This is a genomic window from Longimicrobium sp. (assembly GCA_036389795.1).
In the GTDB taxonomy this organism is placed as follows: Bacteria; Gemmatimonadota; Gemmatimonadetes; order Longimicrobiales; family Longimicrobiaceae; genus Longimicrobium.
In genome coordinates, this window is sequence record DASVWD010000086.1 from 1 (window position 1) to 24,490 (window position 24,490).

The following is a 24,490-nucleotide window of genomic DNA, read 5'->3' on the forward strand; positions in this document are numbered from 1 at the left end:
CGTGCGCTGTGACGGGCTTCGGTGCTCGCCGCGGGTAGCCCCCCTCCCCGGCCCTCCCCCCGCTGCGCGGTGGGAGGGAGAACTACAACCCGTTTCATCCTCCGTGGTCGCGCGCAGCGCGGTGGAAGACTCAGGATGACAGAATGGGGATCCGCGTATCCGCGCTCAGCCGGCCAGCGCGGCCAGGAGCCGGTCGATCAGCTCGGCCTGGGCGGGGTTGATCTTCTCCCGCGCCGTCGCGGGGTCGAACCAGGCGCAGCGGTCGACCTCGGGGAAGGTGAGCCATCGGCCGGAGCCGCGCGGCCACTCGGTCCGCACCTCGTTGCTGGTGATCCCGGCCGGGTCGGCGTCGCCCTCGCAGGCCCAGGCGCGCACCCGCTTCCCGGCCTTCTGGCGGATCTCGCCCAGGTCGAGGAAGGGGCCCTCGGAGCGGATTCCGGTCTCTTCCTCGAGCTCGCGGCGGGCGCAGGCGAGCGGCTCCTCGCCTTCGCCCACCTCGCCCTTGGGGATGCTCCAGGCGCCCGCGTCCTTGTTCTTCCAGAACGGGCCGCCCGGGTGCGCCAGGAACACCTCCACCCCGCCCGCCGCGCGGCGGTAGAGGAGGAGCCCGGCGCTCTCGCTGGCTCGCTGCGGCATGGGTCGGGAGACGGGGTGGGCGGGGCGCTCAGTGCTCCAGCGCCGTCTTGATGCGGCTTCCCAGCTCCAGGTGGGCCAGCAGCACGTCGGGGTGGCGGGTGCGCACCTGCTCCAGGCGGGAGAGCTCGGGGGGCTCGTCGACGGGGGTGGCCACCAGCTCGCGCACGCGCTCCACGAACGCGCGGGCGGCCGGCTTCGAGATCGGCTCGCGGGCGGCCAGCGCCTCGTCGATCTCCACGATCAGCCCCGAGAAGGGGCGCAGCCAGGCGAAGAACGGCTCTTCGATGAGCGCCTGCAGGAGCTGCGCGTTGGTCACCGGCCCGCGCCCGCGCTCGAAGTCGATGCGCTCGGCGTCGATGAGCGCCTTGTGCAGCCGGAGCAGCCCGCGGCGCACTTCCACCAGGCTGTCGCGGACGGGGTCCGGGTACGATCGTCGGCTGAATTGGGGCATCCGGCACCTCTGGTGAGTGGAAACATCTGCCCACTCGCGTGGAAAAAGCGCGCCAGCGGCGGGTTTTCGAGGCTTAATGGGCCGGGCGCGGGTCGGGGCTCGTACCTGGAAGCTAAAGCTGGGTTCCGGTCCGTGGAAGCATCGTGTCCTCCGCGGGAGGCGGAGCCGGCAACGCCCGGAGGTGGAGGCGCTCCCCGGTTTGTGAGCAATCCCGGAGAAGCGAATTCGGAGCGCCGGGCCGATTTTTCACGCCCTGCCCGCCGAGCCGGCGCTCTCCGGATCGGCCGCCGCCAGCCTCCAGCGGAAGGAGCCCCGCATGACCACGGACGCACCGGCCCTCGCCCGCCCGACCACGACTCTGGATGCGCTCCCGGGGGCGGCGCGGGACCGCTACGCGACCGCGCTCAAGCTGTTCATGGCGGTGGTGCTGGCGCACTGGGCGGAGCACCTGGTGCAGGCGTGGCAGGTGTGGGTGCTCGGCTGGCCGCGCCACCACTCGCGGGGCGTGCTGGGGCAGGCGTTCCCGTGGCTGGTGCACTCCGAGGCGCTGCACTACGGCTACGCCGTCGTGATGCTGGCCGGCCTGTTCCTGCTGCGCGGGGCGTTCACGGGGCGGGCGGGCGCGTGGTGGATGGCGGCGTTCTGGCTCCAGGTCTGGCACCACTTCGAGCACCTGCTGCTCATCGCGCAGGCCACGCTGGGCACCAACCTGGCCGGCCGGCCCGTGCCGACGAGCGTCGTCCAGCTCTTCGTCCCCCGCATCGAGCTGCACCTGTTCTACAACACCGTCGTCTTCGTGCCGATGGTCGTGGCGCTGGTGCTACGGGCTCGGAGACGAAACTAGCGTTCCCACGCTGGCGCTGTCCGGAGCGCGCCTCCGCTAGACCGAAGTGCTGGGGGATACGGCTGAAAGGGAGAGGGGACGCGGTGCGTCCCCTCTCCCTTCATGCTCTCATCAGGCAGCTCGGGATGTGATCTTTCCGGCCTGCAACGAGGTGATGGGGATGAGCTCGTTCGGCCCGGGAGTGTACGCCGAGAGAGTCAGGAACTCGCTGACGGGTGCGGCTTGCATGATCGCCAGCGCGAGGTTCCGCAGATCCGTGGAGAGCTCGGCGAGCCCGGTGAGCGGGAAGCTGCGAGGCCCGATCTCCGTCTGCTGCGCCAGGAGGGAGTAGTCGAAAAGGGTCAGGCCCACCGCGGCCCGCTTGCTCTTGTCGACACGCAGCAGGATGTGCTCGTTCAACTCGATCCCGGTAGCGCTCTCGCCCGGTGCGAACGCGACGTACAGCGTATCGCTGGGCTCGTCATAGCGGATCCGTGGCTCGGGCATGGCTCAGCCTACCTCCTTCTGGAACGCCGTGACGACATAGTTGTTGGAGTACGGAGTCCCATCCTCGCTCTGGCCGAAGCGGAAGAGAACGATCGCCACGACGTGCGTGTTGTCCATGGGCAGGTTCGGGAAGCGTTTCGAATACCGGTACTTCTGGGGATTCAGCGAGTCCTGCAGCCGCTGTCCCGACCGGATGGCGTCCCGAAGCTCACCCTCGTGCCCATGCATCTCCGGATGGCCTTCTACGATGTGCTCCCATCGCTCGTCAGTGAGATAGATCTCGTTACCCCAACGATCGTGGACCACCCACCGTCTGCCATCCGTCATGGAGGCTTCGCAACTGAAAGGTTGGGAGAGACGAGCAGAAAGACAAGCCAGTTGTCGCCTCTCCGCCTATGAAAGGATGCTGGAAGATGGCCCGGGAGAGTCGTCGGACTCTCCCGGGCGATCCGGCTCTCACGCCCGCACCAGCTTCTTGTAGCGGATGCGGTGGGGGGTGTCGGCCTCGGCGCCCAGGCGGCGCTTGCGGTCGGCCTCGTACTCGCGGTAGTTGCCCTCGTGCCACACCACGCGGCCCTCGTCCTCGAAGGCCAGGATGTGCGTGCAGATGCGGTCCAGGAACCAGCGGTCGTGGCTGATCACCATGGCGCAGCCGGCGAACTCCAGCAGCGCGTCCTCCAGCGCCCGCAGCGTGTCCACGTCCAGGTCGTTGCTGGGCTCGTCCAGCAGGATCAGGTTGCCGCCACGCTGCAGCGTCTTGGCCATGTGCACCCGGTTGCGCTCGCCGCCCGAGAGGACCTTCACCGGCTTCTGCTGGTCCGATCCCCGGAAGCCGAACCAGCTGCAGTAGGCGCGCGCGTTCACCTCGCCGCGGCCCAGCCGGATGGTGTCCTGCCCGCCCGAGATCTCCTGGTAGACGGTCTTGTCGCCGTCCAGCGTGTCGCGGCTCTGGTCCACGTAGGCCATCTCCACCGTGGAGCCCACCTTGAGCGTCCCGCCGTCCGGCGTCTCCTTCCCGGTGATCATGCGGAAGAGCGTGGTCTTGCCGGCGCCGTTGGGCCCCACCACGCCCACGATGCCGCCCCGCGGCAGGCGGAACGAGAGGCCGTCGATCAGCAGGCGGTCCTCGTAGCCCTTGGCCAGGCTCTCGGCCACCACCACCTCGTCGCCCAGGCGGGGGCCGTTGGGGATCACGATCTCGGCGCGGGAGAGCTTCTCGCGCGGGTCCTCGGCCAGCATCTGCTCGTACGAGTGGAGCCGCGCCTTGCTCTTGGCCTGGCGGGCGCGCGGGGCCATGCGCACCCACTCCAGCTCGCGCTCCAGCGTGCGCTGGCGGGCGGACGACTGCTTCTCCTCGCGCCGGAGCCGCTCCTGCTTCTGCTCCAGCCAGCTCGAGTAGTTGCCCTTCCAGGGGATCCCCTCGCCGCGGTCGAGCTCCAGGATCCACTCGGCCACGTTGTCCAGGAAGTAGCGGTCGTGCGTGATGGCCACGATGGTGCCCTTGAACTCGGCCAGGTGGTGCTCCAGCCAGGCCACGCTCTCCGCGTCCAGGTGGTTGGTGGGCTCGTCCAGCAGGAGCATGTCGGGCTCCTCGAGCAGCACCTTGCAGAGCGCCACCCGGCGCTTCTCGCCGCCGGAGAGCGTCTCCACGCGCGCGTCGGGCGGCGGCAGCCGGAGCGCCTCCATGGCGATGTCGATCTTGCGGTCCAGCTCCCACGCCCCCGCCGCGTCGATGGCGTCCTGCAGCCGTGCCTGCTCCTCCAGGAGCGCGTTCATCTCCTCGTCGGTGGAGACGTCGCCGAACGACATGTTCACCTCGTCGAAGCGGCGCAGCAGGTCGCGGATGTGCCGCACGCCCTCCTCCACGTTGCCGCGCACGTCGAGCGCCGGGTCCAGCTCGGGCTCCTGCGACAGGTACGAGATGCGGGTGCCCTCGGCGGGCCAGGCCTCGCCGTTGAAGTCGCGGTCGACGCCGGCCATGATGCGCAGCAGGCTGCTCTTGCCGCTGCCGTTGGGGCCCACCACGCCGATCTTGGCGCCGGGGTAGAACGAGAGCCAGATCCCCTTCAGGATCGTGCGGTTGGGGGGGACGACCTTGGTCAGGTCCTTCATCACGAAGATGAACTTGCTCGTATCCAGAGTCATCGAAACACCTGCGCGGGTTGGACGGTAGTACGGGCGCGGCCAATCTAAGCGGACGCCGCCGCCCGCGCAGGCCCCCTCCGGCAGGGTTGACAGAAGCCGCCGCCCCCGCACGTTTGGGAAGGGACGGGAAGGGCCTCTCGCAGGACGATGCGCGCATGCGGTTCCACATCGACACCGCCGACCCGCGGCCCGTGCACGTGCAGATCGTGGACGAGGTGCGGCGCGCGCTGATCCTGGGCACCCTGCACGCCGACGACCCGCTCCCGCCGGTGCGCGACCTGGCGGCGGAGCTCAGGGTGAACCCCGGCACGGTGGCCCGCGCCTACCGCGCGCTGGAGAGCGAGGGCGTCGTCGCGGTGCGCTGGGGCGAGGGGCCGGTGGTGGCCCCCGGCGAGGCGGGGCCCGAGGAGCGGCGCGCCCTGGCCCGCAGGGTCGCCCAGGCCGCGCTGCGCGACGCGCGGCGCAACGGCCTCTCCGCCGAAGAGCTGATCGACGCCCTGCGCGAGGCCGCGGGCGAGCCCACTTCCACCCCGGAGCCCGGATGAGCTTCCACCTCCCGGTCCGCCTGGACGCCGGCGCCCTCACGGTGCGCACCGACGGCCTCTCCAGGCGCTTCGGGCCCGAGTTCAGCCTTCGGGACGTCGGGCTCCAGGTGCCCGAGGGCGCCGTCTACGTGCTGGTGGGGCCCAACGGGGCGGGGAAGACCACCACGCTCAAGATCCTCCTGGGGCTGCTGCGCCCCGACGCCGGCCTCGTGGACGTGCTGGGGATGGACCCGCGCGCGCAGGGGCCGCGGGTGCGGGCGCAGGTGGGGTACGTCCCCGAGCGCACCGACTGGGGGTACCCGTGGATGCGCGTGGGGCGGATGCTGGAGCACCACGCGGTCTACTTCCCGGCGTGGGACGCGGCGTACGCGGCGCGCCTGGCCCACGCCTTCGAGCTGCCGCTGCACAAGCCGCTCGGCAGGCTGTCGAAGGGCCTCGCCCGCCGCGTCCACCTGACGCTGGCCCTGGCCCACCGCCCGCCGCTCCTGCTGCTGGACGAGCCCACCGACGGGCTGGACCCGGTGATGCGCGACGAGACGCTGGGGATGCTGGCCGAGCACGTGGCCGAGACCGGGTGCACGGTGCTGGTCTCCACCCACCTGGTGCACGAGGTCGACCGCCTGGCCGACCACCTGGGGGTGATCCGCGACGGGCGGCTCACGGCGCAGCTCGCCCGCGACACGCTGCACCGCATGCTGCGCCGCTACCGCGCCGACATCCCCGAGGGGTGGCGCGGGGTCCCCGGCCTGGACGGCACCGTGGTCAAGCGCGGCGGCGTGGGCCGGGAGATCCAGTGGAGCGTCTGGGGCGACGAGCCCGAGGTGGTGGGGCTGCTCGCCGCCAGCGGCGCCACCGTGCGCGACGCCGCCCCCCTGACGCTGGAAGACGCGGCAATCGCCCTCCTCAGCCGAAAGGAGTAAGCCCCATGTCCGAGACGTTCCTGCACCCCCTCCCCGCCCGCGGCCCGGTGGTCCGCGAGCAGTTCCGCTCGGTGGGGCTGTCGCTGCGGCGCGAGGCGCTGGCGGTGGGCGGCATCCTGGGGATCTTCACCGGGCTCACGGCGTGGGCGCGGCTCAACGGCGTCCACGGGATGTCGGTGGACCTGGTGCCCGAGGCGGGGATCCCCGTGTTCCTGCTGGCGCTCTTCGCCCCCCTGGCCGTGTGGAAGGGCGAGGCCCCCGGGGGGCGCGGCTACCACCTGTCGATGCCGGTGCCGCACGGGCCGCACGCGCTGCTCAAGAGCGCCTCGGGGCTGCTCTGGCTGCTGGCGGCGGTGGTCGGCTACCTGGCCTGGCTGGGGGTGATGGCGGTGGCCACGGGCGGCGACATCGGCCGGTCGTACTACGGCCCGCACGGGTACATCCCCACCTGGTGGCGGTGGGCGGCGATCTTCACGGGGGCGGTCACCATGTACGGGCTCGGCACGGCGCTGGCGCTCCGGACGGTGCACCCCTGGCGGTGGCTGGCGGGCGGGGCGTTCGGGTACCTGGTGCTCTCGGCGTGGAACGCGACCTCGAACGGCGAGAACCCGCTCTACCACGTCGTCCGGAGCCTGTGGAGCGGCCGCTACGGCCTGGGCACCGCGCTCACCGGCATCGCCCGCGGCTGGGGATACCACTACGGCTTCGGCGCGTCGACGTGGCTCACCGCGGCGTGGCTGTGGCTGGGGATCGCCGTGGCGGTGGCCGTCATCGCGGCGTACAACCAGCCCGAGCGCTGAATCTGGCGGCGGTGTTCGGAACCGAAGCGCGCCGGACGGCCCCTCTCCCCGGGGTCGTCCGGCGCGCTTCGTCTTTCCTGCTCCTGGCCGCGGTGATCGCCTGCCGCCCCGATGGGGAGCCGGCGCGGGAGGCGGTGCGGGAAGCGGCGCCGGTGTACGGCTGCTACTGGCCGGCGGTGGACACGGCGGGGTGGCAGGTGGTGGACGCGGGGCCGTTCGTCTTCAAGGCGCCGCCGGAGCTCCGCGAGCAGGTGGTGACGGGGGTGGACACTTACGTGGGCACCTGGCTGGCGGGGGAGCGGGCGCTGGCCTTCGACTATGGACCGCGCACCACCGACCCGCGCGAGCGCCCCGACACCGTCCCCGGCGCGGGGTGGTCGTGCGAGACACCGATCGGCGGGCGGGCGGCGGTGGTCCGCGCCAGCGTGCGCGAGGTGCCGGGGGCGTCGGGAGCGACGGCGCGGCACGCCGTGGCCGAGGGGTGGTGGCGCGACGCGGGAGACGGCAACCGGCTGCTGGTGATCGGGTGGGGGCCGGCGGCGGACTCGGCGGGGCGGGCGGCGGCGCTGGCGGTGATCCACTCGGTGAGGTTCCGCACCGCCTGGACCGCCGCCGACAGCCTGCGCCAGCTCCACCGCTTCTGCCGGATGCTCCAGGCCCGGGCCGCGCGCGACACCGCCTCCCGCCGCGAGTGGGAGGAGCGGCGCCCCTCCTGTCCCTCCGGCCAGCCGCCGCCGACGGACTACGAGAGCGTCCGATAGGCGGGACTGCGTCCTGCCGCTCTGCCGAGAATCGTTTGGGAACAAGTCCTGGAAAAGCCTCACACAGAGGAACAGAGAAACGGAGGGCTTCTCTGTTCCTCTGTGTGATTCCAAGCTGTTATGGCCGGTAAGGCGTCGAACCGTACCCGGGTGTTCCAGATCGTGAATCGCAATCCGGACGGAGTTTCCGGGACAGGTCGCCGTGGTCTACCGGCATTCGCCGCTGGCGAGCCACCCGTTCGCCGTCGCCGCAGCACGGGCCAGCGAGTGTGCCGGACGGCAGGACCGCTTCGAGGCTTATCACGACGCGCTCTTCGTCGAGCAGGAGTCGATCGGGCTGGCGTCCTGGACGCGCTTCGCGACGGAGGCGGCGCTGCCGGACATTCCCGCGTTCGAGCGGTGCCTGGCCGATGCGGGCCCGAGCGACAACCTCGGGCGCGACACCCTGGACGCCAGACGACTGCGCGTGGACGGCACGCCGACCTTCCTGGTCAACGGTCTGCGTTTCGACGGAACACCCCCGCTGGAGATGCTGCGCGCCTACGTTCGGCGCGCGGTGGCAGCGGCTGAGCCCCCAGGGAGCGAGGAACTCGCGGCCCGCCAGCGCACGCGCTGATCGCTCACCAGGCACGTTGGCCGGCTGGCCAGCATGGCGTGCGGAGACACTCAACTTTCATTCGGGAGGGGTCCCGTGATGTTCCGATCGTACGTTGTGGCGTTCGCGGTCTGCTGTGCCCTCTGTCCGCGTGTCGCGAGCGCGCAGTCGACGTCCGAGCCCGCGGGGGAGGGCGGTGTACGCACGTATACGAATCCCCATCCAGGTCCCAGCCGCGGGCCCGACTGGGGATTCTCCATCGGGATGAATCCTGGTCCGCGGAACGCGTACGGCTACCCGTACGTCACCGAGATTGCGGCCCATTCCAACGCCGAGCGTGCGGGACTCGCCGTGGGCGACACCATCGTGGCCATCAACGGTCGGGACGCGCGGCAGCCGCCGCTCTTCCCCGTTCAGGAGCCGGGGACCCGGTACGTGCTGCGGGTTCGGCGCGGCGAGGAGGAACTGGAGCTTCGTTACACGTTTCCGGGGGCCACTGACATTCACGGCCGGCCTCGGCGGTGAGCATGTCACCGTGCCCGGTCACTGGCCGCGGCGGCACCAGCAGCTCCATTACCTCCCGCCGCAAGCGGTCTCGTCCCTCCACTATCATCTAGCGGAGCGCGGCCGTAGCTACGCCGGTCGTCAATCCGACTGCAGCACGCTCCTCACGTCGAGCCCCGCCGCGCGAAGGGCTGGAATCGCGCTGGCCAGGATCGCCACCATGAGCATGGTGCCGACCACGATCCCGAAAACGCCCGGATCGCTCGGCCGCAGCTCGAACAACATCGGCCCGACCCATCGCCCGGCCGCGATCGCGATCGCACACCCGATGGCCACACCGGTGAGCATCGCACGCACGCCCTGCATTACGACGAGCGTGACCACCCGCGCCGGGCCGGCGCCGAGCGCCAGGCGAACGCCGAGCTCATACCTCCGCTGCGTGACGCTGTAGGCCATCACGCTGTAGAGCCCCGCCGCCGCGAGAATCAGCGCCAGCGCGCCGAACGCCGTGAACACGGTCGCGCCGACGATCCACGGGCGTATCTCGGCGTCCACCACCTCTGCGAGTGGGGTGACGGTGACGAAGGAGCTCCCCGGCATTTCGCGCTGCAGGCGGACCCGCAGCGGCTCTACGAGCCTGCTCGCGTGGTGAGCGCGCACGAAGAGGCCGCCCTCCTGCGGCTGCCACTGCGCCGTCGAGAGGTAGTAGTAGAACAGCCCTGGCTCTGCCTGGATCGATTGCGAGTGGATGTCTTCGGCGATCCCGACGACGTACGTGCACGGGGCCGTGTCCGCGCCGACGCGCATGCACTGGCCGATCGGGTCCTGATCCGGCCAGAGGACTCTCGCCATCGACCGGCCGACGACCGCAGCCCTGGGCGCACCCTCCACGTCGGTGCTCGCGATGCCCCGGCCGCGGACGATGCGCGTGCCCATCGTCGCGAAGTAGTCCGCCGACACCGCGTTGAAGTTGAACTCACCGATCGCGCTCACCGAATCGATCCCGGGGACGAAGAGCGGCCACGAGGTTGCTCCGTCGAAAGGAACCGATTCCCGCAGCGTCGCGTGGGTGACTCCCGGAACGCTCCTCGCCGCGTCGAGCAGACGAAGCCGCAGCGCCACCATCGCGGCGCTGTCGAGGCCGACACCCCGCATGTCGAGCTCCACCCGGAGCACCGAGTCCGGATCGAAGCCCAGGCGCACGTCGCGTACGTTGCGCAGGCTCTGGACGAATAGTCCCGCGCCGACCAGCAGTACGACCGACAGAGCGCTCTGCAGCAGCACCAGCCCGGCGCGGAGCGCGCTGCGCTGGTGCGCCCCATCACGCGCCCGCGACCTGAGGTCGCCGGCCAGGCTGCCGCGGCGCAGCTGCGCCAGCGGCGCAAGCCCGGCCAGGAGGCCTGCCCCCAGCGCCACCGCAGCCGCGAAGCGCAGCGTACGCCAGTCGGTGATGAGCGCCGGCTGATCCGTGCCCGGGAGGAACGCAGCCCTCAGCACGCCACTCGCCCACACGGCTACGGCGACTCCCGCGATGCCGCCGAGCAGCGCGAGCACCAGCCCTTCCGTGAGGAGCAAACCGAGGAGACGCCGCCGGCTCACGCCCAGCGCGATGCGGACGGCGATCTCGCGGCGGCGGCTGATGGTGCGCGCCAGCACGAGATTCGCCACGTTCGCGCAGGCGATGAGCAGGACGATGATGCTCACCCCGCCCAGCCACCGGGCGGCACGCGCGACGCTCGAGGACTCCGGCCCCCGTTCGGCCAGCACGGACCCCGCGACGGCGCGCGGGCGAAGCGAGGCCAGCGGCGGGTAACCTGGATCTTCCTCGATCTGACGCTGGAAGCTCCGCCTCAGCGCGGTGGTGAGATCCGCGTTCGCGGCGGCGAGGGTCACGCCGGGCTTCCGGCGAACGATCATCTCGAGGCCGATCGCGTGGCTGTAGGTCGTTGCCCAATCGGGCGGTCCGGCGGTGCTGGCGTACGTCGCGACGGGGATGTACGCCGCGGGTGGCCGATACGGCCACAGGCCGACGAACCCGTCGGGCGCGACGCCGATGATCGTGTAGACGGCGGCACCGATCTGCACCGTGGATCCAACGATGTCCTTCCGGCCGCCGAACCACGTCCTCCACGCCGTCCCGCTCAGCACCGCCACCGGTTCGGGGCGAGGTGGTGCGTCCTCGGCGGCGGTGAAGTAGCGGCCCAGCGCCGGTGGTGCGTCGAAGAATCCGAAGAACCCCGCGCTGACGACGGCGACGTTCGCGAGCCGCGTCCTCTCGCCGCTGCCGACCGCGAGGGACTTGAGGGAATAGGTGGCCGACTCGGAGAACCCCGTCGCCCATCGAGCGAGGTCGACGTACCGCGCGTACTGACCGCCCGTCAGGCTCTCCCTGCCTTCCATGGTCCGATACCGGTACACGCGGTGCACCGATGCCGGATCGACCATCCGTGCCGGCGCGCGAAAGAGCAGGCGGTCGACAAGGGAGAACATCGCCGTGTTCGCGCCGATGCCGAGGGCCAGCGTCAGGGTGGCGCCCACCGTGAAGATCGGCGACCGGCGCAGGCCGCGCGCGGCGTGCCTCGCGTCCTGCCATACGGCCTCGAGCGACGGCCAGAGCCACACATGGCGTGCTGACTCGCGCATGAGCGTCTCGTTGCCCATCGCGCGACGCGCCGCATGGCGCGCCTGGTCGGGCGGCATCCCGCGCCGGATGAGATCCTCCTCGATCATCTCGCGGTGGAACGCGACCTCGTCCGCGAGGTCGGCGTGGCACTCCGGGAGCCGAAGCCAGTAGGCCAGTCGTCGGATCAGGCGCATGCGCGAGCTCCTCAGGCGAGGCTGAGCACCGCCTGGATCGCCGTCACGACCCGCTCGAACTCCCCGCGCTTCACCGCGAGCTGCCGGCGGCCTGCGGGCGTCAGCGTGTAGTAGCGCGCGCGGCGGTTGTTTTCGGAGGTTCCCCACTCGGCGGCGACGTAGCCATCGAGCAGGAGGCGTTGCAGGGCGGGATAAAGCGAGCTCTCCCCCACCTCGAGCACGGCGTCGGACAGTTCCTTGACGCGCTGCGCGATGCCGTAGCCGTGCATCGGCCCGCGGACGAGCGTGCGCAGAACCAGAAGGTCGAGGGTGCCGGGGAGCAGGTCCGCCGATCGGTTCGTCATCGTCACATCTCCCATCGATAGTCGATGGAAGAGTCGGGTTTCCGATCCAATCTGTCAAGCCCCATCGATAGACGATGGGAAGCGAGCCAGATTTGCTGACGACGGGGGAAATTTTTCGGGGAACGGATATGGATGGTGATGCGCACAACGGTTCAGCGCCCGGGCGCAAGGCATGTCGGGGTGGCGGGCTGTGGGTCAGCCGGATCGGCGGCCGGCGCTGCGGCTGCAGGTGCCTGCGCCGGAGAGGGGCCCGGGAACCCGAGCGCCCCTCTCCGGCAGGCTTCCGCTAGTCGACGCCCGGGAGTGTCTGCGACGGGGCCCGCGGGACGCTGCAGCCGCAGGCGTCGGTGTTCACGCCGGTGGTGCCGAGCGTGAGGGTCTGGGCCTGGCCGACTTCCAGGATCTCGGGCCGCTCGTACGGCATGTTCCCTCCAGCAGTGGACGGTGATGCCCCTGAAAGGGGCGAGATCGGAGGAGGCGCTCCTCCGGCGGACTTCCTCCTACCGCGACGTGTCCGTTCTCGGGACGCTGCAGCCGCAGGCGTCGGTGTTCACGCCGGCGGTGCCGAGTGTGAGGGTCTGGGCCTGGCCGACTTCCAGGATCTCGGGCCGTTCGTACATCATCGCTGCCTCCTTGGATTGGATGGTTATGCCCCTTGGGGGCGGGATCGGAGGGGACCCGCAGCACGTGCCCTCTCCAAGAAGCTGCGCCGCCACGCACGCCTAACACCCTCTCAGAGTGCAGCCGGAGTGGCGCCAGCCTCGACTTCCTCGCTCCGCGAGAGCGCGGAGCCCTCGCCAGGACCGTTCGAAGGTTCACCGGCTTCAAGCGTGCGCAGCCACAGCTCCAACGAGACCGTCCGCAGGAGTTGCGAGCTATTGACGACGATGCCGTGGCGCGCCCGCCTCAGAGCGTTTAGCAGCGCGCCGCCGTCCACCACACCGAGCGCCGCCGCCCTCGAGTCGGCGAAGAGCGGCTCCAGGCGCGGCCACTCGCGGATCAGCGCGCGGTGGAACGCTTCGTCGGGGCCGGCCTTACTGCGGCGGGTGCGCACCTCCTCGGGGATGACGCCCCGCAGTGCGCGCCGCACCACGGAGCGGGTCTCGTGCGGACGAACGAGCTGCCCGAGCGGGATCGCCAGCGCGAACTCCACCAGGCGCCGGTCCAGGAACGGGTAGCGCACGTCCACGTGCCCCGTGCTGGAGAGCCACTCCAAGACCGGGAAGCGCATGGCCCGCCGGATCAGCTCGTACTGGAGCGTCTGGCTGGGGCGGCGGAAGCGCACCCCGTCCGCGGGCATCCCCACCATGCGCTCGCGCAGTCCCATCCGCCGGGCGAAGCGCGGGTCGATCCACTCGCCCAGCGGCTCCTCGCGCTGCCATGCCTGCACCCTCCGGGGCAGGAGCGGCCAGACTGCGCCGGACCACAGCGTCTTGAAGTAGGGCCAGCGGAGTGCCCGAGACCACTCCGCGGCGGCGCGCAGCAGCGCGCTCACCTTCCCCGCGGCTGCGAGGTCGGCGAGGGGGAGTGCATCGGGAGGCGTGCTCCAGAGGACATGGTCGCCGCCGATGCCGCAGAGGAGGACGCGGGCGCCGTGCGACGCCATCTCGCGCGTGACGTGGTCCTGGCGCGCCAGGAAGGAGAGCTGGTTGGCGGGGGCGTCCGGGCGGAGCGAGGCCGGGAAGGGGGCGAGGATCGGATGACGCAGCTCGGAGACGTGCAGGCCGGCCCGGCCCAGGCGTGCCTCGACTGGGGTGATGTAGCGGCGCTCGTCGGAACTGGCCGCTCCGTCGAACACGTACGAGACGGTCCGCAACTCGGGCGCCTCGACACGGCCGGCGCGCACCAGGTCGTCGGCCACGCACACCAGCGAGGTGGAGTCGAGCCCGCCGCTGAGGTTGCAGTACACGGGCGCGTCGGCGCGGAGCCGGCAGGCGACCGCTTCCTCCAGCACCGCGGCGAAGTGCGCCTCGTACTCGGCGTCGGAGCGGTACTCGATGCGTCGCTGCGGATCCGGCGCCCAGTAGCGGGTGCACCGCGCGCCGCCACGGTCCACGACCAGCACGTGCCCGGCCGGCAGCACGCTGACGCCGCGGAAGGGCGTGGCGGGCGAGGGGCGGTTGACCAGGAAGTCGGCGAGGAACTCCTCGTCCAGCTCGGCCGAGGCGCCCAGCGAGTTCAGCAGCGGCCGGGCGCGCGAACACCAGAACAGGTGTTCGGGCGTCCAGCGGTAGTACAGCGCCCGCCTTCCCAGCGCGTCGCACGCCAGGAGGAGGCGCTCGCCGTCCGGGTCCCAGCAGGCCAGTGCGAAGTCGCCCACCATGCGCGGCAGTGCCCGGGCCCCCCGGGCGCGGAGCACCGCCAGCGCGACTTCGACGTCGGCGGCGCCCGCGCCGGGGCCGAACTCCGCGCGCAGTTCGGCGGCGTTGTCCAGCCGCCCGTCGAAGGCAAGGAGCCACCCGTCCCGCGCGGCCAGCGGCTGCTGCGCGCGGCGCGATTGGCGGTCGGTGTGGAAGGGCCGGAAGAGCATCCCCACCCGCCCGCCCCACGCCGCGCTCTCGCCGTCGGGGCCGATGTCCGCCAGGGCGACGCTCATGCGCGTCAGCACGCGGCGGGGAAGCGCGGCGCCGCCGCGCGAGTACGCCCCGGCGAGCGCGCTCATCGGATCGCGCTCTTCGGGCGCAGCGCGGGCCCGTCCCACTCCGGCGGGTCAATACTCGGCCTTGGCGCGGCGCATCCGCACGCGTCGACGTACGTGGGGCCGGACCCGCGCGTCACCTGCTCCACCGCACCGAGTTCCGCGAGTTCCGGGAACTCATACGCGCGCTCTCTGCCCATGGCTCCTCCTTGGCGTGATCATGGAAGCTGGCGCTCCCGAGTCCGGAGTCAGCCGGTGAGCCGGGCGGAGCCGGTGCCGCCCCGAAGAGCCGCCCGAGGAACCGCCTCGTCCCGGCCCCGCTTCAGCACCGCGCGATCTCCGGGTACATCGCCTTGACCGAGGGAGAGTCGTTCACGACGACACCGTCCACCTCGGCCCACGCGTGGGCGTAGAAGGGGATTTTCTGCACCCCGACCACCAGGTCGGCGGGCACGCCGCGGAGCCGGAGAAGGCAGACCGCGGCCGCCGAGCGCTGCAGGCACCAAGCGCGCTTCAGGTAGTAGCTCTGCGCCCGGTCCACGGCCGCGCACAGCGTCCGGACCCGCACGTCGCGCGCTTCACGCGGCGCCGTGCCCAGGGTGGGACAGCCGCGCACCAGACCGTAGAAGCGGTGGAAGCCGGCCAGCATGAGCACCATGTCGGTCGCGGCCAAGAGGAGCCACCCGCAGACGCACGCAAGCACGCCCGGCGCCGCGCTCGTCCGCGCCGCGGCGACCGCAACCGGCGGGGCGGCGGCCTGGAGGTCAGCTCCGGACATCGACCAGTGCCCGGCGCTGAAGGGTGTCGACGAAGTCGGCGACGTCGCGCCGCACCTCGTCGCCGGGCGCTCCATAGCGCTCGCACAGGTGCGCCGCAATCTCAGCGAGGGTACGTCCGGCTTCCAGCTGCTGCCAGATCGCCGTCCCTACGCCATTCAGCGAGTAGTACTTTCCCTTCCTGAGGTCGAGGACCACCGCGCCGTCGGGATCGATGACCGAGCGGACGTGGCCTGGGATGACAACGGAGTCGTTCATGCGCCGGCTCCTTCCGGATGGAGGCGAGGCGGTCCGGGTCGAACCGGCCGCCACTGGAGCGAACATATGGGCGCCACGCCACGTTTCAAGCAAAATTGTTCTTCGTTTTTCATCTTCGCCCGCCATCTTCAAAATTCGTCTTCATCCTCTGTCTTCACTCTTCCTACGCACGTGACGTCCCTCGAAGTGCGCCCTTGACATCCTTGTTTCTGTCAGAAACAATTGATCGTGGCCGGCGCAGACCCGCCCGGTCATCCCCCTCGCTGCGAGGCGTGGCATGGAGACGCTCCTCACCACTCTCCTACGCGCGGGCCGCCGCCTGCGCCGCGCGCCCGGCTTCACCGCCGCCGCGGTGCTCACGCTGGCGCTCGGGATCGGCGCCACGGCCGCCGTCTTCACCCTAGTGGACGCCGTCCTTCTCCGTCCGCTGCCCTACCCCGCCGCCGAGCGGTTGGTCGCGCTCCGCCACGCCGCCCCCGGGCTGGACGTTGCCGACGCCGGACTGTCGGACGGCACCTACCTGCACTACCGGGCGCACAACCGCGTCCTCGAAGCGATGGGCGTGTGGGTGGAGAACGTGGTCAACGCCACCGACGGCGATCCCGAGCGGGTGCAGGTCGCGCTGGTCACGCCCGGCGTCTTCGGCGCGCTGGGCGTGACGCCCGCGCTGGGGCGGCTCTTCACCCCGGATGATGCCCTCCCCGACGCGACGCCCGTGGTGGTGATCAGCCACGCCTTCTGGATGCGGCGCTACGGCGGAGATCCTGGGATCGTGGGCCGCTCTATCGAGCTGAACCGGCTCCCTCGAAAGGTGGTGGGGGTGCTCCCGCCCGCGTTCGACTTCCCCCGCCCGGAGACGCAGGTGTGGTACGCGCTCCCCGTACAGGCGACCGAGTCCGGGATTCACGCCCTCTACCTGGGCTCGGTGGGGCGGCTCAGGCCCGGGGTGAGCCCCGCCGCCGCCGAGGCCGACCTGCGTCGGCTCACCGCTGCCCTCCCCGAGGCGTACGGCGACGCCACGCCAGAGCTGCTGCGCGAGTCCGGCCTGCGTCCGGTCGTGGTGCCGCTGAAGGAGGCGTTGGTGGGCGACGTCCGCCCGGCGCTGATGATCCTGCTGTGCACCGCGGCCTTCGTCCTCCTGATCGCATGTGCCAACGTGGCCACGCTCTTCCTGGCGCGCGCCGAGCGGCAGCAAGGAGAGGTTGCGGTGGAGCGGGCGCTGGGGGCGGGCGGGGTCGACCTGGCCGCGCGCTTCCTGGGAGAGGCGATGCTGGTCGCGGGGGCGGGGGCCGCCCTGGGGCTCGCGCTGGCCGAAGTGGCGGTGCGGGCGCGCTTCGGCTTCGCGCCCGGCGAGATCCCTCGCCTCCACGAGGTCCGGGTGAGCGCGGCCACCATGGCGCTGGTGCTGACTGCCGCGGTGGTGGCGGCCGCGCTCCCGGCGACTCTGGGGCTGCTGCGCGCCGCCCGCGGGCGACTCACCGCCGCGCTTTCGGGGACGCGGTCCACCTACGGCCCCCATACGCGCCGGGTGCAGGGCCTCCTCGTCCTGCTGCAGGTGGCGCTCGCGCTGGCGCTGCTGATCGGATCGGCGGTGATGGTGCAGAGCTTCCGCCGGTTGCGCGCGGTCGAGCTCGGGTTCGACCCCCGGAGCACCCTGGCGGTGGAGGTGTCACTCCCCTTCCGCGAATACCCCGCGTACCAGGACGGGGCGCGCTTCCACCACGCCCTCCTCGCCCGCCTGCGGCAGTTCCCGGGCGTGCAGGCCGCCGAGGTGGCGGGCACCCTGCCGCTCTCCCCCGTCCCGGAGTTCCTCGCCTCGCCCGTCGCGCCCGACCCGGCGGAGGCCGGCGTGCGCGTGACGCCGCCCATGGCCTCGCTCAACCTCGCCTCGCCCGGCTACTTCGCGGCCATGCGCATCCCGCTTCGGCGGGGACGCGGCTTCGAGCCCACCGACCTCGCGGGCGGCGCGCCGCCGGTGATCCTGAGCGAAGCGCTGGCGCGCGCGCTGTTCCGCGGCGAGAACCCGGTCGGGCGGTGGGTGCGCGTGGGCGTGGACGGCCCGGCGTACGCCGTGGCCGGCGTGGCCGAAGACGTTCCCGGAGAATCGCTGACCGGTGGGGGAGCGCGAGCGCTGTACTTCCCCGTGATTGACGACCCGCGTCTCCCCGGCGGCGCGGAGGTCCCGGTGCCCGTCTACCCGCGCGACATGACCGTGGTGGTGCGCGCCGCCGTCCCCCCAGCCACCCTGGCCGCGGCGGTGCGCCAGGCCGTGCGCGAACTCGACCCGAAGGTGCCGCTGGCCCGCGTGCGCACGCTGGAGGAGGTGGTGGAGGCCGCCTCCGCGCGCACCCGGCTCACCATGCTCCTGCTGCTCGCGGCAGCCGCCTCCGCCCTCTTCCTGGGGGTGATCGGGATCTACGGTCTGGTCTCGTACACGGTGGGCGCCCGCACCCGCGAGATCGGTGTGCGGCTCGCGCTGGGGGCCACCCCGGGCGCGGTGCGCCGGATGGTCGTGCGGCAGGGGGTGGTGCTGGCCGCCGGCGGGATCGCGGCCGGGCTCCTCCCCGCGTTCGCGCTCACCCGCATCCTGCGCGGGCTCCTGTATGGGGTCAGCCCCAGCAGCCCGGCCGCGTACGTGACCATGTCGGCGCTCCTCTTCGTTGTGGTACTGGGCGCCACCTTCGTCCCGGCACGCCGCGCCGGCCGCGTCGACCCGGCAGCCGCGCTCAAGGCCGAGTGACCCCTTCGACCCTCTGACCGCCGGTCCATGCGGACTTTCCCGAGGGGAACTTCCCGCGCCCGGTGGCCGACCGACCTCCACGCAACCCTGGGTTCCGACATGATCCGTTCCCTGCGACGCATCTCCGGCGCCCTCGCGGCCGCGGCGCTCCTCCTCTCGCCGCCATTGGCCGCGCAGCGCCAGCCCGCAGCGGAAGCGGCTGTTCCGCCGCTCCCCGTTGACGTGCGCCTCGTCTCCGACTCGACCGGAAACCTGCTGGTCCACCTGGGGAGCGACGGCGCGTTCCTAGTGGGGCACCAGACGCCGTCGCTGGTGGCCCGGACGCGCCAGGTGCTGGCGTCTCTCCCCCCGACCCGCGTGCGCTACGTGCTGGCCACCACCGGCGACTCGGCGGTGCGCGCGGGCGACGCGGGGTGGACGCGAGACGGCGCCGTGGTGGTGGCGCACGAGGGGATCCGCAACAGAATCCGGCGGGAGGCGCGCAACGACAGCACGGCGCTACGGCGCCTTCCCATGCTGGGCTTCTCGAACGTCTTCCAGATCCGCATCAACGACGACGAGATTCACGCCGTGCACCACCCGGCCGGATACAGCGACGGCGACGTGATCGTGCACTTCGAGGACCGGCAGTTCCTCTACCTGGGCAGCCTTTTCACCAGCGACGGCTACCCGGCGCTCGACCTGGAGCACGGCGGGTCGGTGGAGGGCCTGATCCGCACCGCTAAAGAGTTCGTGGACACCTACCGCGAATACAAGGACCTGGTCGAGCCGATCGTCCCCGGCCGAGGGCCCCTGGCCAGCTGGCAGGATCTGGCGGACTACCTCACCATGCTGGTGGCGGTGCGGGACCGCGTGAAGCCGATGGTGGCCGCGGGGAGGAAGCTGGAGGAGGTCGTCGCCTCGCGTCCGACCGCCGAGTTCGACGCGCGCTGGGGCCGGGGCCCCGTGGCACCCGCCCGGTTCGTGGAGATGGTCTACCGCTCCCTGTCGAACGGCACCGCCACACCGGCCACCGGGTCGCACCACTGACGCCGCGGCCCGGCGTCGGGCGGCGACGGCGGGCGCACGCTGGTTTTCTCGCGAGCGGAAGGCGGCGCCGCAGTTCGAACCGGGCCACGTCGGCCGGGATCAGCCCACGTGAGCGCCGCCCGCAGTCCAGCACCGGCCAGAACGACGCTACTTCCTTTTCAGTCTGATAACGCATGTACAAATCGAATGCGCCATGGATGACGCCCTTCTAGGAAAACTACCGCGCTCATGCGAAGCACGGGAAGATTCAGGTGAAAAACTTGCCTGTCACCCCACGAAGGATACCGCATCGGATTAGACATACCTTGTAATTTTATCCTTGCCAAGTCTCGTTAGTTACCTCTATATTTGGCCTGAAATGTGTTATCACAACACCGTTGCCGGGCACCCCCGACGGGAGCACCCGATGCCAAGGCGCCCAGAAGTAGAGGCGGAGTTGCACCGGTTCCAACATGCCCGTCTCGCGCCCGTACAGGGGGTGTCATGGCACGTGCGGCGCCTGCTGCACAGTATCCACGACGAGGTGTTTCAGGGCGCGCTCACCGTCAAGCAACTGAAGAAGCGCTGCGGGATCGGCGACCACAACGTCTCGTGCCGTTTCAAGCACGAGGTTGGGGTTTCGATCAAGGGCTACATCGAATCGCTGCGGCTGGACGCGGCGGCGTACCTGCTCGCGCGTGGACACTTCACCGCCTCGGAGGCCGCGCAGTCGGTCGGGTATGCCAACCTCCAGACCTTCTATCCCGCCTTCCGGCGCCGCTTCGGCTGCACTCCCGGCGAGTACCGCGCGCGGATGGCCCGGGGAGCCACGGAGGACTCTGAAGCGGCGTATATCCGCGCGGACGTGCGCCCGTGAGTCCGGCCGAGCGTGCCACCCTGACCGCCGCCCTGGAGTGCGTCCTTCCCGGCGCCGCGGAAGCCGGCGCAGCCGGATACGCGGAGCGTCTGGCCGCGCGCTCCGACCCGAGCGCCGCAGCCGAACGGCTCTCGGTGGGGCTCGCGCTGCTGGACTCCCTGGCAGAGGGGATGTGGGGCGCGCCGTTCGCGGCGTGCTCGGGCGAGCAGCGCGACGGCGTTCTGGAAGAGCTCGGGCGCGTTCCGCACCATTCGGCGCAGCGCTGCCTCCGGATGCTGGTGCAACTGGCCATCCGCGGCTTCCTCTGCGCCCCGGAGCACGGGGGGAACCGCGGGGGCGCGGGGTGGAAGTTCGCCGGCTTCACCCCCCATCCGCGCACCGCGGGAGTCGCCGATGCGCTCCGGTGACGACGTCCGCGACGTCCTGGTGATCGGCAGCGGCGCGGGCGGGGGACCGCTGGCGCTCCGGCTCTCGCGCGCCGGGTTCGACGTGCTGGTGCTGGAGAAGGGCCCGCGCCACGCGCGCGCCGACTACCGTCACGACGAGCTCCTCCACGCCGATCGGCCGGGCTTCTTCGTCCCACCGACATCGAGCGAGCCGCACGTGCTGGTGCGCTACAGGGGGGGTGGCGAACCGGCGGCGCCCGAGCGCAGTTGGCTGGGGTGGCTGGCCTGCTGCGTGGGCGGAGGGACCGCCCACATGGGCGCCTCGCTTTACCGCTTCCACCCGGACGACTTCCGCCTTCGCTCCAGGCTGGGTGCCTTCGAGGAGGTGGAGGACTGGCCGTACGGCTACGACGCGCTGGAGCGCTACTACGTCCGCGCGGAATGGACAGTCGGCGTCTCCGGCGCCGGCGCCACGCACCCGTACGAGGGGCGCCGCTCCCGTTCTCTCCCCCTGCCGCCCCTCCCTTCCCACCCGCTGGCCGCGCACGTGGATGCCGCCTGCGAACGGCTGGGGCTCACCGCCTTCGCCACCCCGCGCGGCATCAACTCGCGTCCGTACGCCGGCCGGCCGGCGTGCGAGCTGTGTGACTTCTGCGCCGGGTACGGCTGCCCGGCGGGCGCGCGGGGGAGCACGCAGGAGGCGCTGCACCCCCGCGCCGAGGCCACCGGGCGGTGCGAGGTGCGCGCAGGGGCCACCGTGCACCGCGTCACCGTGGACGCCCGCGGCCGCGCCGACGGGTGCCTGTACCTGGATCCGGCCGGGGCCGAGCACCGCGTCCGCGCACGCGTGGTCTGCGTGTGCGCCTCGGCCGTGGAGACGGCGCGCCTGCTCCTCCTCTCGGCGTGCCCATCCTTCCCGGATGGGCTGGCGAACGGGAGCGGACGGGTCGGTCGCCACCTGCAGTTCCACGCGACCTCCGACGGGCGCGCGCGCTTCCGTTACGACCGTCACCCCGGCAAAGGCCTCTCCGATCGCACCCCGTTCCTGGGGCGCTCGGTGATGGACCACTACTTCCTCCCCGCCGGCGCGGCGGCATACGCAAAGGGCGGGCTCCTGCGCTTCGACATGCAGCGCACGTACCCCATAGAGGCGGCCGAGCGGATCGCGTTCGAGGGACCTACGGGCCCGCTGTGGGGTGCGCGGCTGAAGGAGCGGCTCCGCGCGTACTTCCGCGATGCGCGCGAGGTGGAGTTCGAGGTCTTCCACGACTTCTTTCCCAACGCGCGCACCCGCGTCGAGCTGGATCCGGACGTGTGCGACCACCGGGGGATTCCCGTCGCACGCATCTACCTGGAGGAGCCGGCGCATCACCGCGCGGCCGGCGCGTGGCTACGCGCGCGTGGCCTGGAGGTGCTGGAGGCGGCCGGCGCCGACGAGCTCATCCCCGGCGAGGCCGGGCGCACCGCCACGGTGATGGTCCACGGGACGTGCCGGGCTGGGCGCGATCCGGCCGGCTCGGTCCTGAACGAGTTCTGCCGCGCGCACGAGATCCCCAACCTGTTCGTGGTCGACGGCAGCTTCATGCCGACGTCGGGGGGCGCGCCGTCCACCCTCACGATCTTGGCGAACAGCTTCCGGACGGCGGACTACATCGCCGACCGCGCCCGTGCGGGAGAACTGGCGCGCGCGGCGGGACGGGGCGCGACGCACGGATGGCGGGCGCCGGCGGCGGGAACCCGTAGCGGAAAGGACGCTTCGATGGACGAGCGGCGCGCGGTCAGGGCGGCGGCCGGAGAGGGCGCAGGCACGCGGGAAGACGCATGAGCGGGATCGTGCTGCGCGGGAGGATGTGGCAGCAGCCGGGCGAGCGCCCGCCGGGGCTGCGGGAGCGAGTGGCGGCGTTGCGCTACGTCCCGCCCTTCCTGCGCCTGGTGTGGGAGGCGCATCCGGCCTTCGCAGCTACGATGGTGGCGCTGCGTCTGGTTCGTGCCCTGGTGCCGGTGACGGTGCTGTGGACCGGCAAGCTGATCGTGGACCAGGTGGTGGCGCTCACCCGCGGCGCAGGCGACGTGGAGGCGCTGTGGCGGTATGTGGCGGTCGAAATCATGGTCGTCGTCGCCGGAGACCTGCTGGCACGCGGGTCGGCGCTGGTCGAGAGCCTGCTGGGCGACCTGTTCTCGAACCACGTGAGCGTGCGGATGATGGAGCACGCCGCCACGCTGGACCTGGAGCAGTTCGAGGATCCCAGTTTCTACGACCACCTGGAGCGGGCACGGGTCTACACCACCGACCGGATCGGGCTCCTGGCGCAGCTCCTCAACATCGGGCAGGACCTCTTGACGCTCCTGAGCCTGGGAACCGCGCTGGTCGCCTACAGCCCCTGGCTGGGGCTCCTCCTCGTGGCCGCCGTCCTCCCCAGCTTCCTGGGAGAGACGCACTACGCAGGGCTCGAGTATTCGCTCCTGTACCGCTACACGCCGCAGCGCCGGCAGCTCGGCTACCTGCGGATGGTGGGCGCCAGCACCGAGACCGCGAAGGAGGTGCAGATGTTCGGGCTGGCTCGGTGGCTGACCGACCGCTACCGGGTGCTGGCCGAGCGCTTCTATCAGGAGAATCGGCGCCTCTCGATCCGGAAGGGGATCTCGGCGTCACTGCTGGGAACGATCGGGACGGCGGGGTACTACGCCGCGTTCGTGACGGTGCTGCTCTCGGCGGTGCGAGGAGCGATCTCCCTGGGGCAGCTCACCTTCCTCACCGCAGCGTTCACGCGGAGCCGCGACCTCATCGCGCGCCTCCTGCTGGCGGCGAGCGAGATCTACGAGCAGTGCCTGTACCTGCGCGACCTGTTCGTCTTCTTCGAGATGCGGCCACGCATCGCCTCGAAGCCCGGAGCGCGGGCGGTGCCCACCCCGATCCGGGAGGGGTTCGAGTTCGAGGACGTGGGCTTCCGATACCCGGGAAGCGACCGGTGGGCGGTGCGCCACGCCTCGTTCCGGCTCCGGCCCGGCGAGCGGATCGCGCTGGTGGGGGAAAACGGTGCGGGGAAGACCACGGTTACCAAGCTGCTGGCTCGCCTCTACGACCCTACCGAGGGGAGGATCACGCTAGACGGCGTGGACCTGCGCGACTACGACGTGGCGTCGTTGCGGCGGGCGATCAGCGTGATCTTCCAGGACTACATCCGCTACGCCATGCGCTTCGACGAGAACATCGGCGTGGGCCACATCGATGCGATCCTCCCGTACCTGGAGGCGGTAGAGCGCGCTCCCGGTGCGACGGCGGGAGCGGAGGCGAACGGCTCCGGGACGGCCACCGCCTCGCCGAACGGCCCGCGTGCGAACGGGAACGGAAACGGCGCGGACTACGTGGGCGGCGTTCAGCTGCCGCGGCCGCTGAAAGTGGCCGCGGAGCAATCGCTGGCATCTACGCTGCTCCCGCGGCTGCCCTCCGGATACCGGCAGATGCTCGGGCGCCACTTCGAGGAGGGGGTGGACCTTTCCGGGGGAGAGTGGCAGAAGGTAGCGCTTGCGCGGGCCTACATGCGCGACGGTCAGCTGATCATACTGGACGAGCCTACGGCGTCGCTCGACGCACGCGCGGAATACGAGGTGTTCACGCGGTTCTCCGCACTGATGGCGGGGCGGATGGCCGTGCTGATCTCGCACCGGTTCTCAACGGTGCGGATGGCAGACCGCATCGTGGTGCTCTCCGGCGGCACGACCGTGGAGGACGGCACCCACGAGGAGTTGATGGAGCGCGGGGGACTGTATGCGGAGCTTTTCAGCCTGCAGGCTGCGGGGTACCGGTAGTTGGGAGTGACTTGACCCGGCCGCACTCCGGAGTTGTCCCGCGCGTGGACCAAACGCGGAGATGGGACGGTGCACAGTAACTGGAACGCGCCGTGCATAAAGAGACATTTAGTGTACGGACACCCCGCGCCATTGGCCGGCACGCACGC

General features: G+C 71.4%; 24 protein-coding genes. 12 read left to right on the forward strand and 12 right to left on the reverse strand.

From position 1 onward, the window contains the following. Positions 1-165: 165 nt before the first annotated feature. Both VF746_11055 and VF746_11060 read right to left on the reverse strand, forming a co-directional pair. Positions 166-636, reverse strand: a complete 471-nt coding sequence (locus VF746_11055; GenBank protein ID HEX8692951.1) for an NUDIX domain-containing protein — start codon at positions 634-636, stop codon at positions 166-168. A gap of 28 nt (positions 637-664) precedes the next feature. After that, positions 665-1,087: a hypothetical protein gene (locus VF746_11060; protein ID HEX8692952.1), complete on the reverse strand. Its 423-nt coding sequence runs from the start codon at positions 1,085-1,087 to the stop codon at positions 665-667. Between the two features lie 316 nt (positions 1,088-1,403). Between VF746_11060 and VF746_11065 the strand changes: the two genes are divergently transcribed. Then, positions 1,404-1,931, forward strand: a complete 528-nt coding sequence (locus VF746_11065) for a hypothetical protein (GenBank protein ID HEX8692953.1) — start codon at positions 1,404-1,406, stop codon at positions 1,929-1,931. Between the two features lie 111 nt (positions 1,932-2,042). On the opposite strand, the gene VF746_11070 is transcribed toward VF746_11065, so the two are convergent. The 3 genes from VF746_11070 to ettA all read right to left on the reverse strand — a co-directional run bounded on the left by VF746_11070 (position 2,043) and on the right by ettA (position 4,562). Continuing rightward, on the reverse strand, positions 2,043-2,417 hold the full coding sequence (locus VF746_11070; GenBank protein ID HEX8692954.1) for a DUF2283 domain-containing protein: 375 nt from the start codon (positions 2,415-2,417) through the stop codon (positions 2,043-2,045). Between the two features lie 3 nt (positions 2,418-2,420). Then, positions 2,421-2,744: a hypothetical protein gene (locus VF746_11075; protein HEX8692955.1), complete on the reverse strand. Its 324-nt coding sequence runs from the start codon at positions 2,742-2,744 to the stop codon at positions 2,421-2,423. Between the two features lie 129 nt (positions 2,745-2,873). Further along, on the reverse strand, positions 2,874-4,562 hold the full coding sequence (gene ettA, locus VF746_11080; protein ID HEX8692956.1) for an energy-dependent translational throttle protein EttA: 1,689 nt from the start codon (positions 4,560-4,562) through the stop codon (positions 2,874-2,876). A 155-nt stretch (positions 4,563-4,717) separates the two neighbouring features. Between ettA and VF746_11085 the strand changes: the two genes are divergently transcribed. The 5 genes from VF746_11085 to VF746_11105 all read left to right on the forward strand — a co-directional run bounded on the left by VF746_11085 (position 4,718) and on the right by VF746_11105 (position 8,204). After that, the gene (locus tag VF746_11085; GenBank protein ID HEX8692957.1) at positions 4,718-5,107 is read left to right on the forward strand and encodes a GntR family transcriptional regulator; all 390 of its coding nucleotides are present in this window, start codon (positions 4,718-4,720) and stop codon (positions 5,105-5,107) included. Continuing rightward, positions 5,104-6,027, forward strand: a complete 924-nt coding sequence (locus tag VF746_11090; protein ID HEX8692958.1) for an ABC transporter ATP-binding protein — start codon at positions 5,104-5,106, stop codon at positions 6,025-6,027. The genes VF746_11085 and VF746_11090 overlap by 4 nt, the downstream gene beginning before the upstream one ends. A 5-nt stretch (positions 6,028-6,032) precedes the next feature. Beyond that, entirely contained in the window at positions 6,033-6,827 is a 795-nt protein-coding gene (locus VF746_11095) for a hypothetical protein (GenBank protein HEX8692959.1), read from the forward strand. A gap of 11 nt (positions 6,828-6,838) precedes the next feature. Further along, positions 6,839-7,588 carry a hypothetical protein gene (locus VF746_11100; protein HEX8692960.1) on the forward strand — a complete coding sequence of 250 codons (750 nt, stop codon included), beginning with the start codon at positions 6,839-6,841 and terminating at the stop codon, positions 7,586-7,588. A 172-nt stretch (positions 7,589-7,760) separates the two neighbouring features. Next, a complete protein-coding gene (locus VF746_11105; GenBank protein ID HEX8692961.1) occupies positions 7,761-8,204 on the forward strand; it encodes a thioredoxin domain-containing protein in 444 nt (147 codons plus the stop codon). Positions 8,205-8,828: 624 nt separating this feature from the next. Here VF746_11105 and VF746_11110 read toward each other — a convergent pair. The 7 genes from VF746_11110 to VF746_11140 form a co-directional block, all read right to left on the reverse strand. Beyond that, positions 8,829-11,504: an ADOP family duplicated permease gene (locus tag VF746_11110; protein ID HEX8692962.1), complete on the reverse strand. Its 2,676-nt coding sequence runs from the start codon at positions 11,502-11,504 to the stop codon at positions 8,829-8,831. Between the two features lie 11 nt (positions 11,505-11,515). Further along, entirely contained in the window at positions 11,516-11,848 is a 333-nt protein-coding gene (locus VF746_11115) for a PadR family transcriptional regulator (protein HEX8692963.1), read from the reverse strand. A 286-nt stretch (positions 11,849-12,134) separates the two neighbouring features. Further along, positions 12,135-12,272 (reverse strand): hypothetical protein, encoded by a 138-nt coding sequence (locus VF746_11120; protein HEX8692964.1) that lies wholly within the window; start codon positions 12,270-12,272, stop codon positions 12,135-12,137. 76 nt (positions 12,273-12,348) lie between these two features. Beyond that, positions 12,349-12,471 (reverse strand): hypothetical protein, encoded by a 123-nt coding sequence (locus tag VF746_11125; protein HEX8692965.1) that lies wholly within the window; start codon positions 12,469-12,471, stop codon positions 12,349-12,351. 110 nt (positions 12,472-12,581) lie between these two features. Next, the gene (locus tag VF746_11130; protein ID HEX8692966.1) at positions 12,582-14,510 is read right to left on the reverse strand and encodes an asparagine synthase-related protein; all 1,929 of its coding nucleotides are present in this window, start codon (positions 14,508-14,510) and stop codon (positions 12,582-12,584) included. Positions 14,511-14,808: 298 nt separating this feature from the next. Beyond that, a complete protein-coding gene (locus tag VF746_11135) occupies positions 14,809-15,264 on the reverse strand; it encodes a lasso peptide biosynthesis B2 protein (GenBank protein HEX8692967.1) in 456 nt (151 codons plus the stop codon). After that, the gene (locus VF746_11140; protein ID HEX8692968.1) at positions 15,251-15,520 is read right to left on the reverse strand and encodes a PqqD family protein; all 270 of its coding nucleotides are present in this window, start codon (positions 15,518-15,520) and stop codon (positions 15,251-15,253) included. The genes VF746_11135 and VF746_11140 overlap by 14 nt, the downstream gene beginning before the upstream one ends. A gap of 277 nt (positions 15,521-15,797) precedes the next feature. On the opposite strand from VF746_11140, the gene VF746_11145 reads away from it, so the two are divergent. From VF746_11145 to VF746_11170, 6 genes are all read left to right on the forward strand, one after another. Next, positions 15,798-18,260, forward strand: coding sequence for an ABC transporter permease (locus VF746_11145; protein HEX8692969.1), 2,463 nt, complete (start codon positions 15,798-15,800; stop codon positions 18,258-18,260). Positions 18,261-18,359: 99 nt separating this feature from the next. Then, complete coding sequence (locus VF746_11150; GenBank protein ID HEX8692970.1) at positions 18,360-19,289, forward strand: hypothetical protein; 930 nt, start codon at positions 18,360-18,362, stop codon at positions 19,287-19,289. 490 nt (positions 19,290-19,779) lie between these two features. Next, positions 19,780-20,145, forward strand: a complete 366-nt coding sequence (locus tag VF746_11155; GenBank protein ID HEX8692971.1) for a helix-turn-helix transcriptional regulator — start codon at positions 19,780-19,782, stop codon at positions 20,143-20,145. Further along, positions 20,142-20,552 (forward strand): gluconate 2-dehydrogenase subunit 3 family protein, encoded by a 411-nt coding sequence (locus tag VF746_11160; GenBank protein ID HEX8692972.1) that lies wholly within the window; start codon positions 20,142-20,144, stop codon positions 20,550-20,552. The genes VF746_11155 and VF746_11160 overlap by 4 nt, the downstream gene beginning before the upstream one ends. Continuing rightward, complete coding sequence (locus VF746_11165; protein ID HEX8692973.1) at positions 20,539-22,356, forward strand: GMC family oxidoreductase; 1,818 nt, start codon at positions 20,539-20,541, stop codon at positions 22,354-22,356. The genes VF746_11160 and VF746_11165 overlap by 14 nt, the downstream gene beginning before the upstream one ends. Beyond that, positions 22,353-24,341, forward strand: coding sequence for an ABC transporter ATP-binding protein (locus tag VF746_11170; protein ID HEX8692974.1), 1,989 nt, complete (start codon positions 22,353-22,355; stop codon positions 24,339-24,341). Before VF746_11165 ends, VF746_11170 begins: the two co-directional genes overlap by 4 nt. Positions 24,342-24,490 lie beyond the last annotated feature (149 nt).

Excerpts from the sequence above, each read along its gene's own strand:
- VF746_11055 (HEX8692951.1), bottom strand. The coding sequence starts at position 636 with ATGCCGCAGCGAGCCAGCGAGAGCGCCGGGCTCCTCCTCTACCGCCGC.
- VF746_11060 (HEX8692952.1), bottom strand. The coding sequence starts at position 1,087 with ATGCCCCAATTCAGCCGACGATCGTACCCGGACCCCGTCCGCGACAGC.
- VF746_11065 (HEX8692953.1), top strand. The coding sequence starts at position 1,404 with ATGACCACGGACGCACCGGCCCTCGCCCGCCCGACCACGACTCTGGAT.
- VF746_11070 (HEX8692954.1), bottom strand. The coding sequence starts at position 2,417 with ATGCCCGAGCCACGGATCCGCTATGACGAGCCCAGCGATACGCTGTAC.
- VF746_11075 (HEX8692955.1), bottom strand. The coding sequence starts at position 2,744 with ATGACGGATGGCAGACGGTGGGTGGTCCACGATCGTTGGGGTAACGAG.
- ettA (HEX8692956.1), bottom strand. The coding sequence starts at position 4,562 with ATGACTCTGGATACGAGCAAGTTCATCTTCGTGATGAAGGACCTGACC.
- VF746_11085 (HEX8692957.1), top strand. The coding sequence starts at position 4,718 with ATGCGGTTCCACATCGACACCGCCGACCCGCGGCCCGTGCACGTGCAG.
- VF746_11090 (HEX8692958.1), top strand. The coding sequence starts at position 5,104 with ATGAGCTTCCACCTCCCGGTCCGCCTGGACGCCGGCGCCCTCACGGTG.
- VF746_11095 (HEX8692959.1), top strand. The coding sequence starts at position 6,033 with ATGTCCGAGACGTTCCTGCACCCCCTCCCCGCCCGCGGCCCGGTGGTC.
- VF746_11110 (HEX8692962.1), bottom strand. The coding sequence starts at position 11,504 with ATGCGCCTGATCCGACGACTGGCCTACTGGCTTCGGCTCCCGGAGTGC.
- VF746_11115 (HEX8692963.1), bottom strand. The coding sequence starts at position 11,848 with ATGACGAACCGATCGGCGGACCTGCTCCCCGGCACCCTCGACCTTCTG.
- VF746_11120 (HEX8692964.1), bottom strand. The coding sequence starts at position 12,272 with ATGCCGTACGAGCGGCCCGAGATCCTGGAAGTCGGCCAGGCCCAGACC.
- VF746_11125 (HEX8692965.1), bottom strand. The coding sequence starts at position 12,471 with ATGATGTACGAACGGCCCGAGATCCTGGAAGTCGGCCAGGCCCAGACC.
- VF746_11130 (HEX8692966.1), bottom strand. The coding sequence starts at position 14,510 with ATGAGCGCGCTCGCCGGGGCGTACTCGCGCGGCGGCGCCGCGCTTCCC.
- VF746_11135 (HEX8692967.1), bottom strand. The coding sequence starts at position 15,264 with ATGTCCGGAGCTGACCTCCAGGCCGCCGCCCCGCCGGTTGCGGTCGCC.
- VF746_11140 (HEX8692968.1), bottom strand. The coding sequence starts at position 15,520 with ATGAACGACTCCGTTGTCATCCCAGGCCACGTCCGCTCGGTCATCGAT.
- VF746_11145 (HEX8692969.1), top strand. The coding sequence starts at position 15,798 with ATGGAGACGCTCCTCACCACTCTCCTACGCGCGGGCCGCCGCCTGCGC.
- VF746_11150 (HEX8692970.1), top strand. The coding sequence starts at position 18,360 with ATGATCCGTTCCCTGCGACGCATCTCCGGCGCCCTCGCGGCCGCGGCG.
- VF746_11165 (HEX8692973.1), top strand. The coding sequence starts at position 20,539 with ATGCGCTCCGGTGACGACGTCCGCGACGTCCTGGTGATCGGCAGCGGC.
- VF746_11170 (HEX8692974.1), top strand. The coding sequence starts at position 22,353 with ATGAGCGGGATCGTGCTGCGCGGGAGGATGTGGCAGCAGCCGGGCGAG.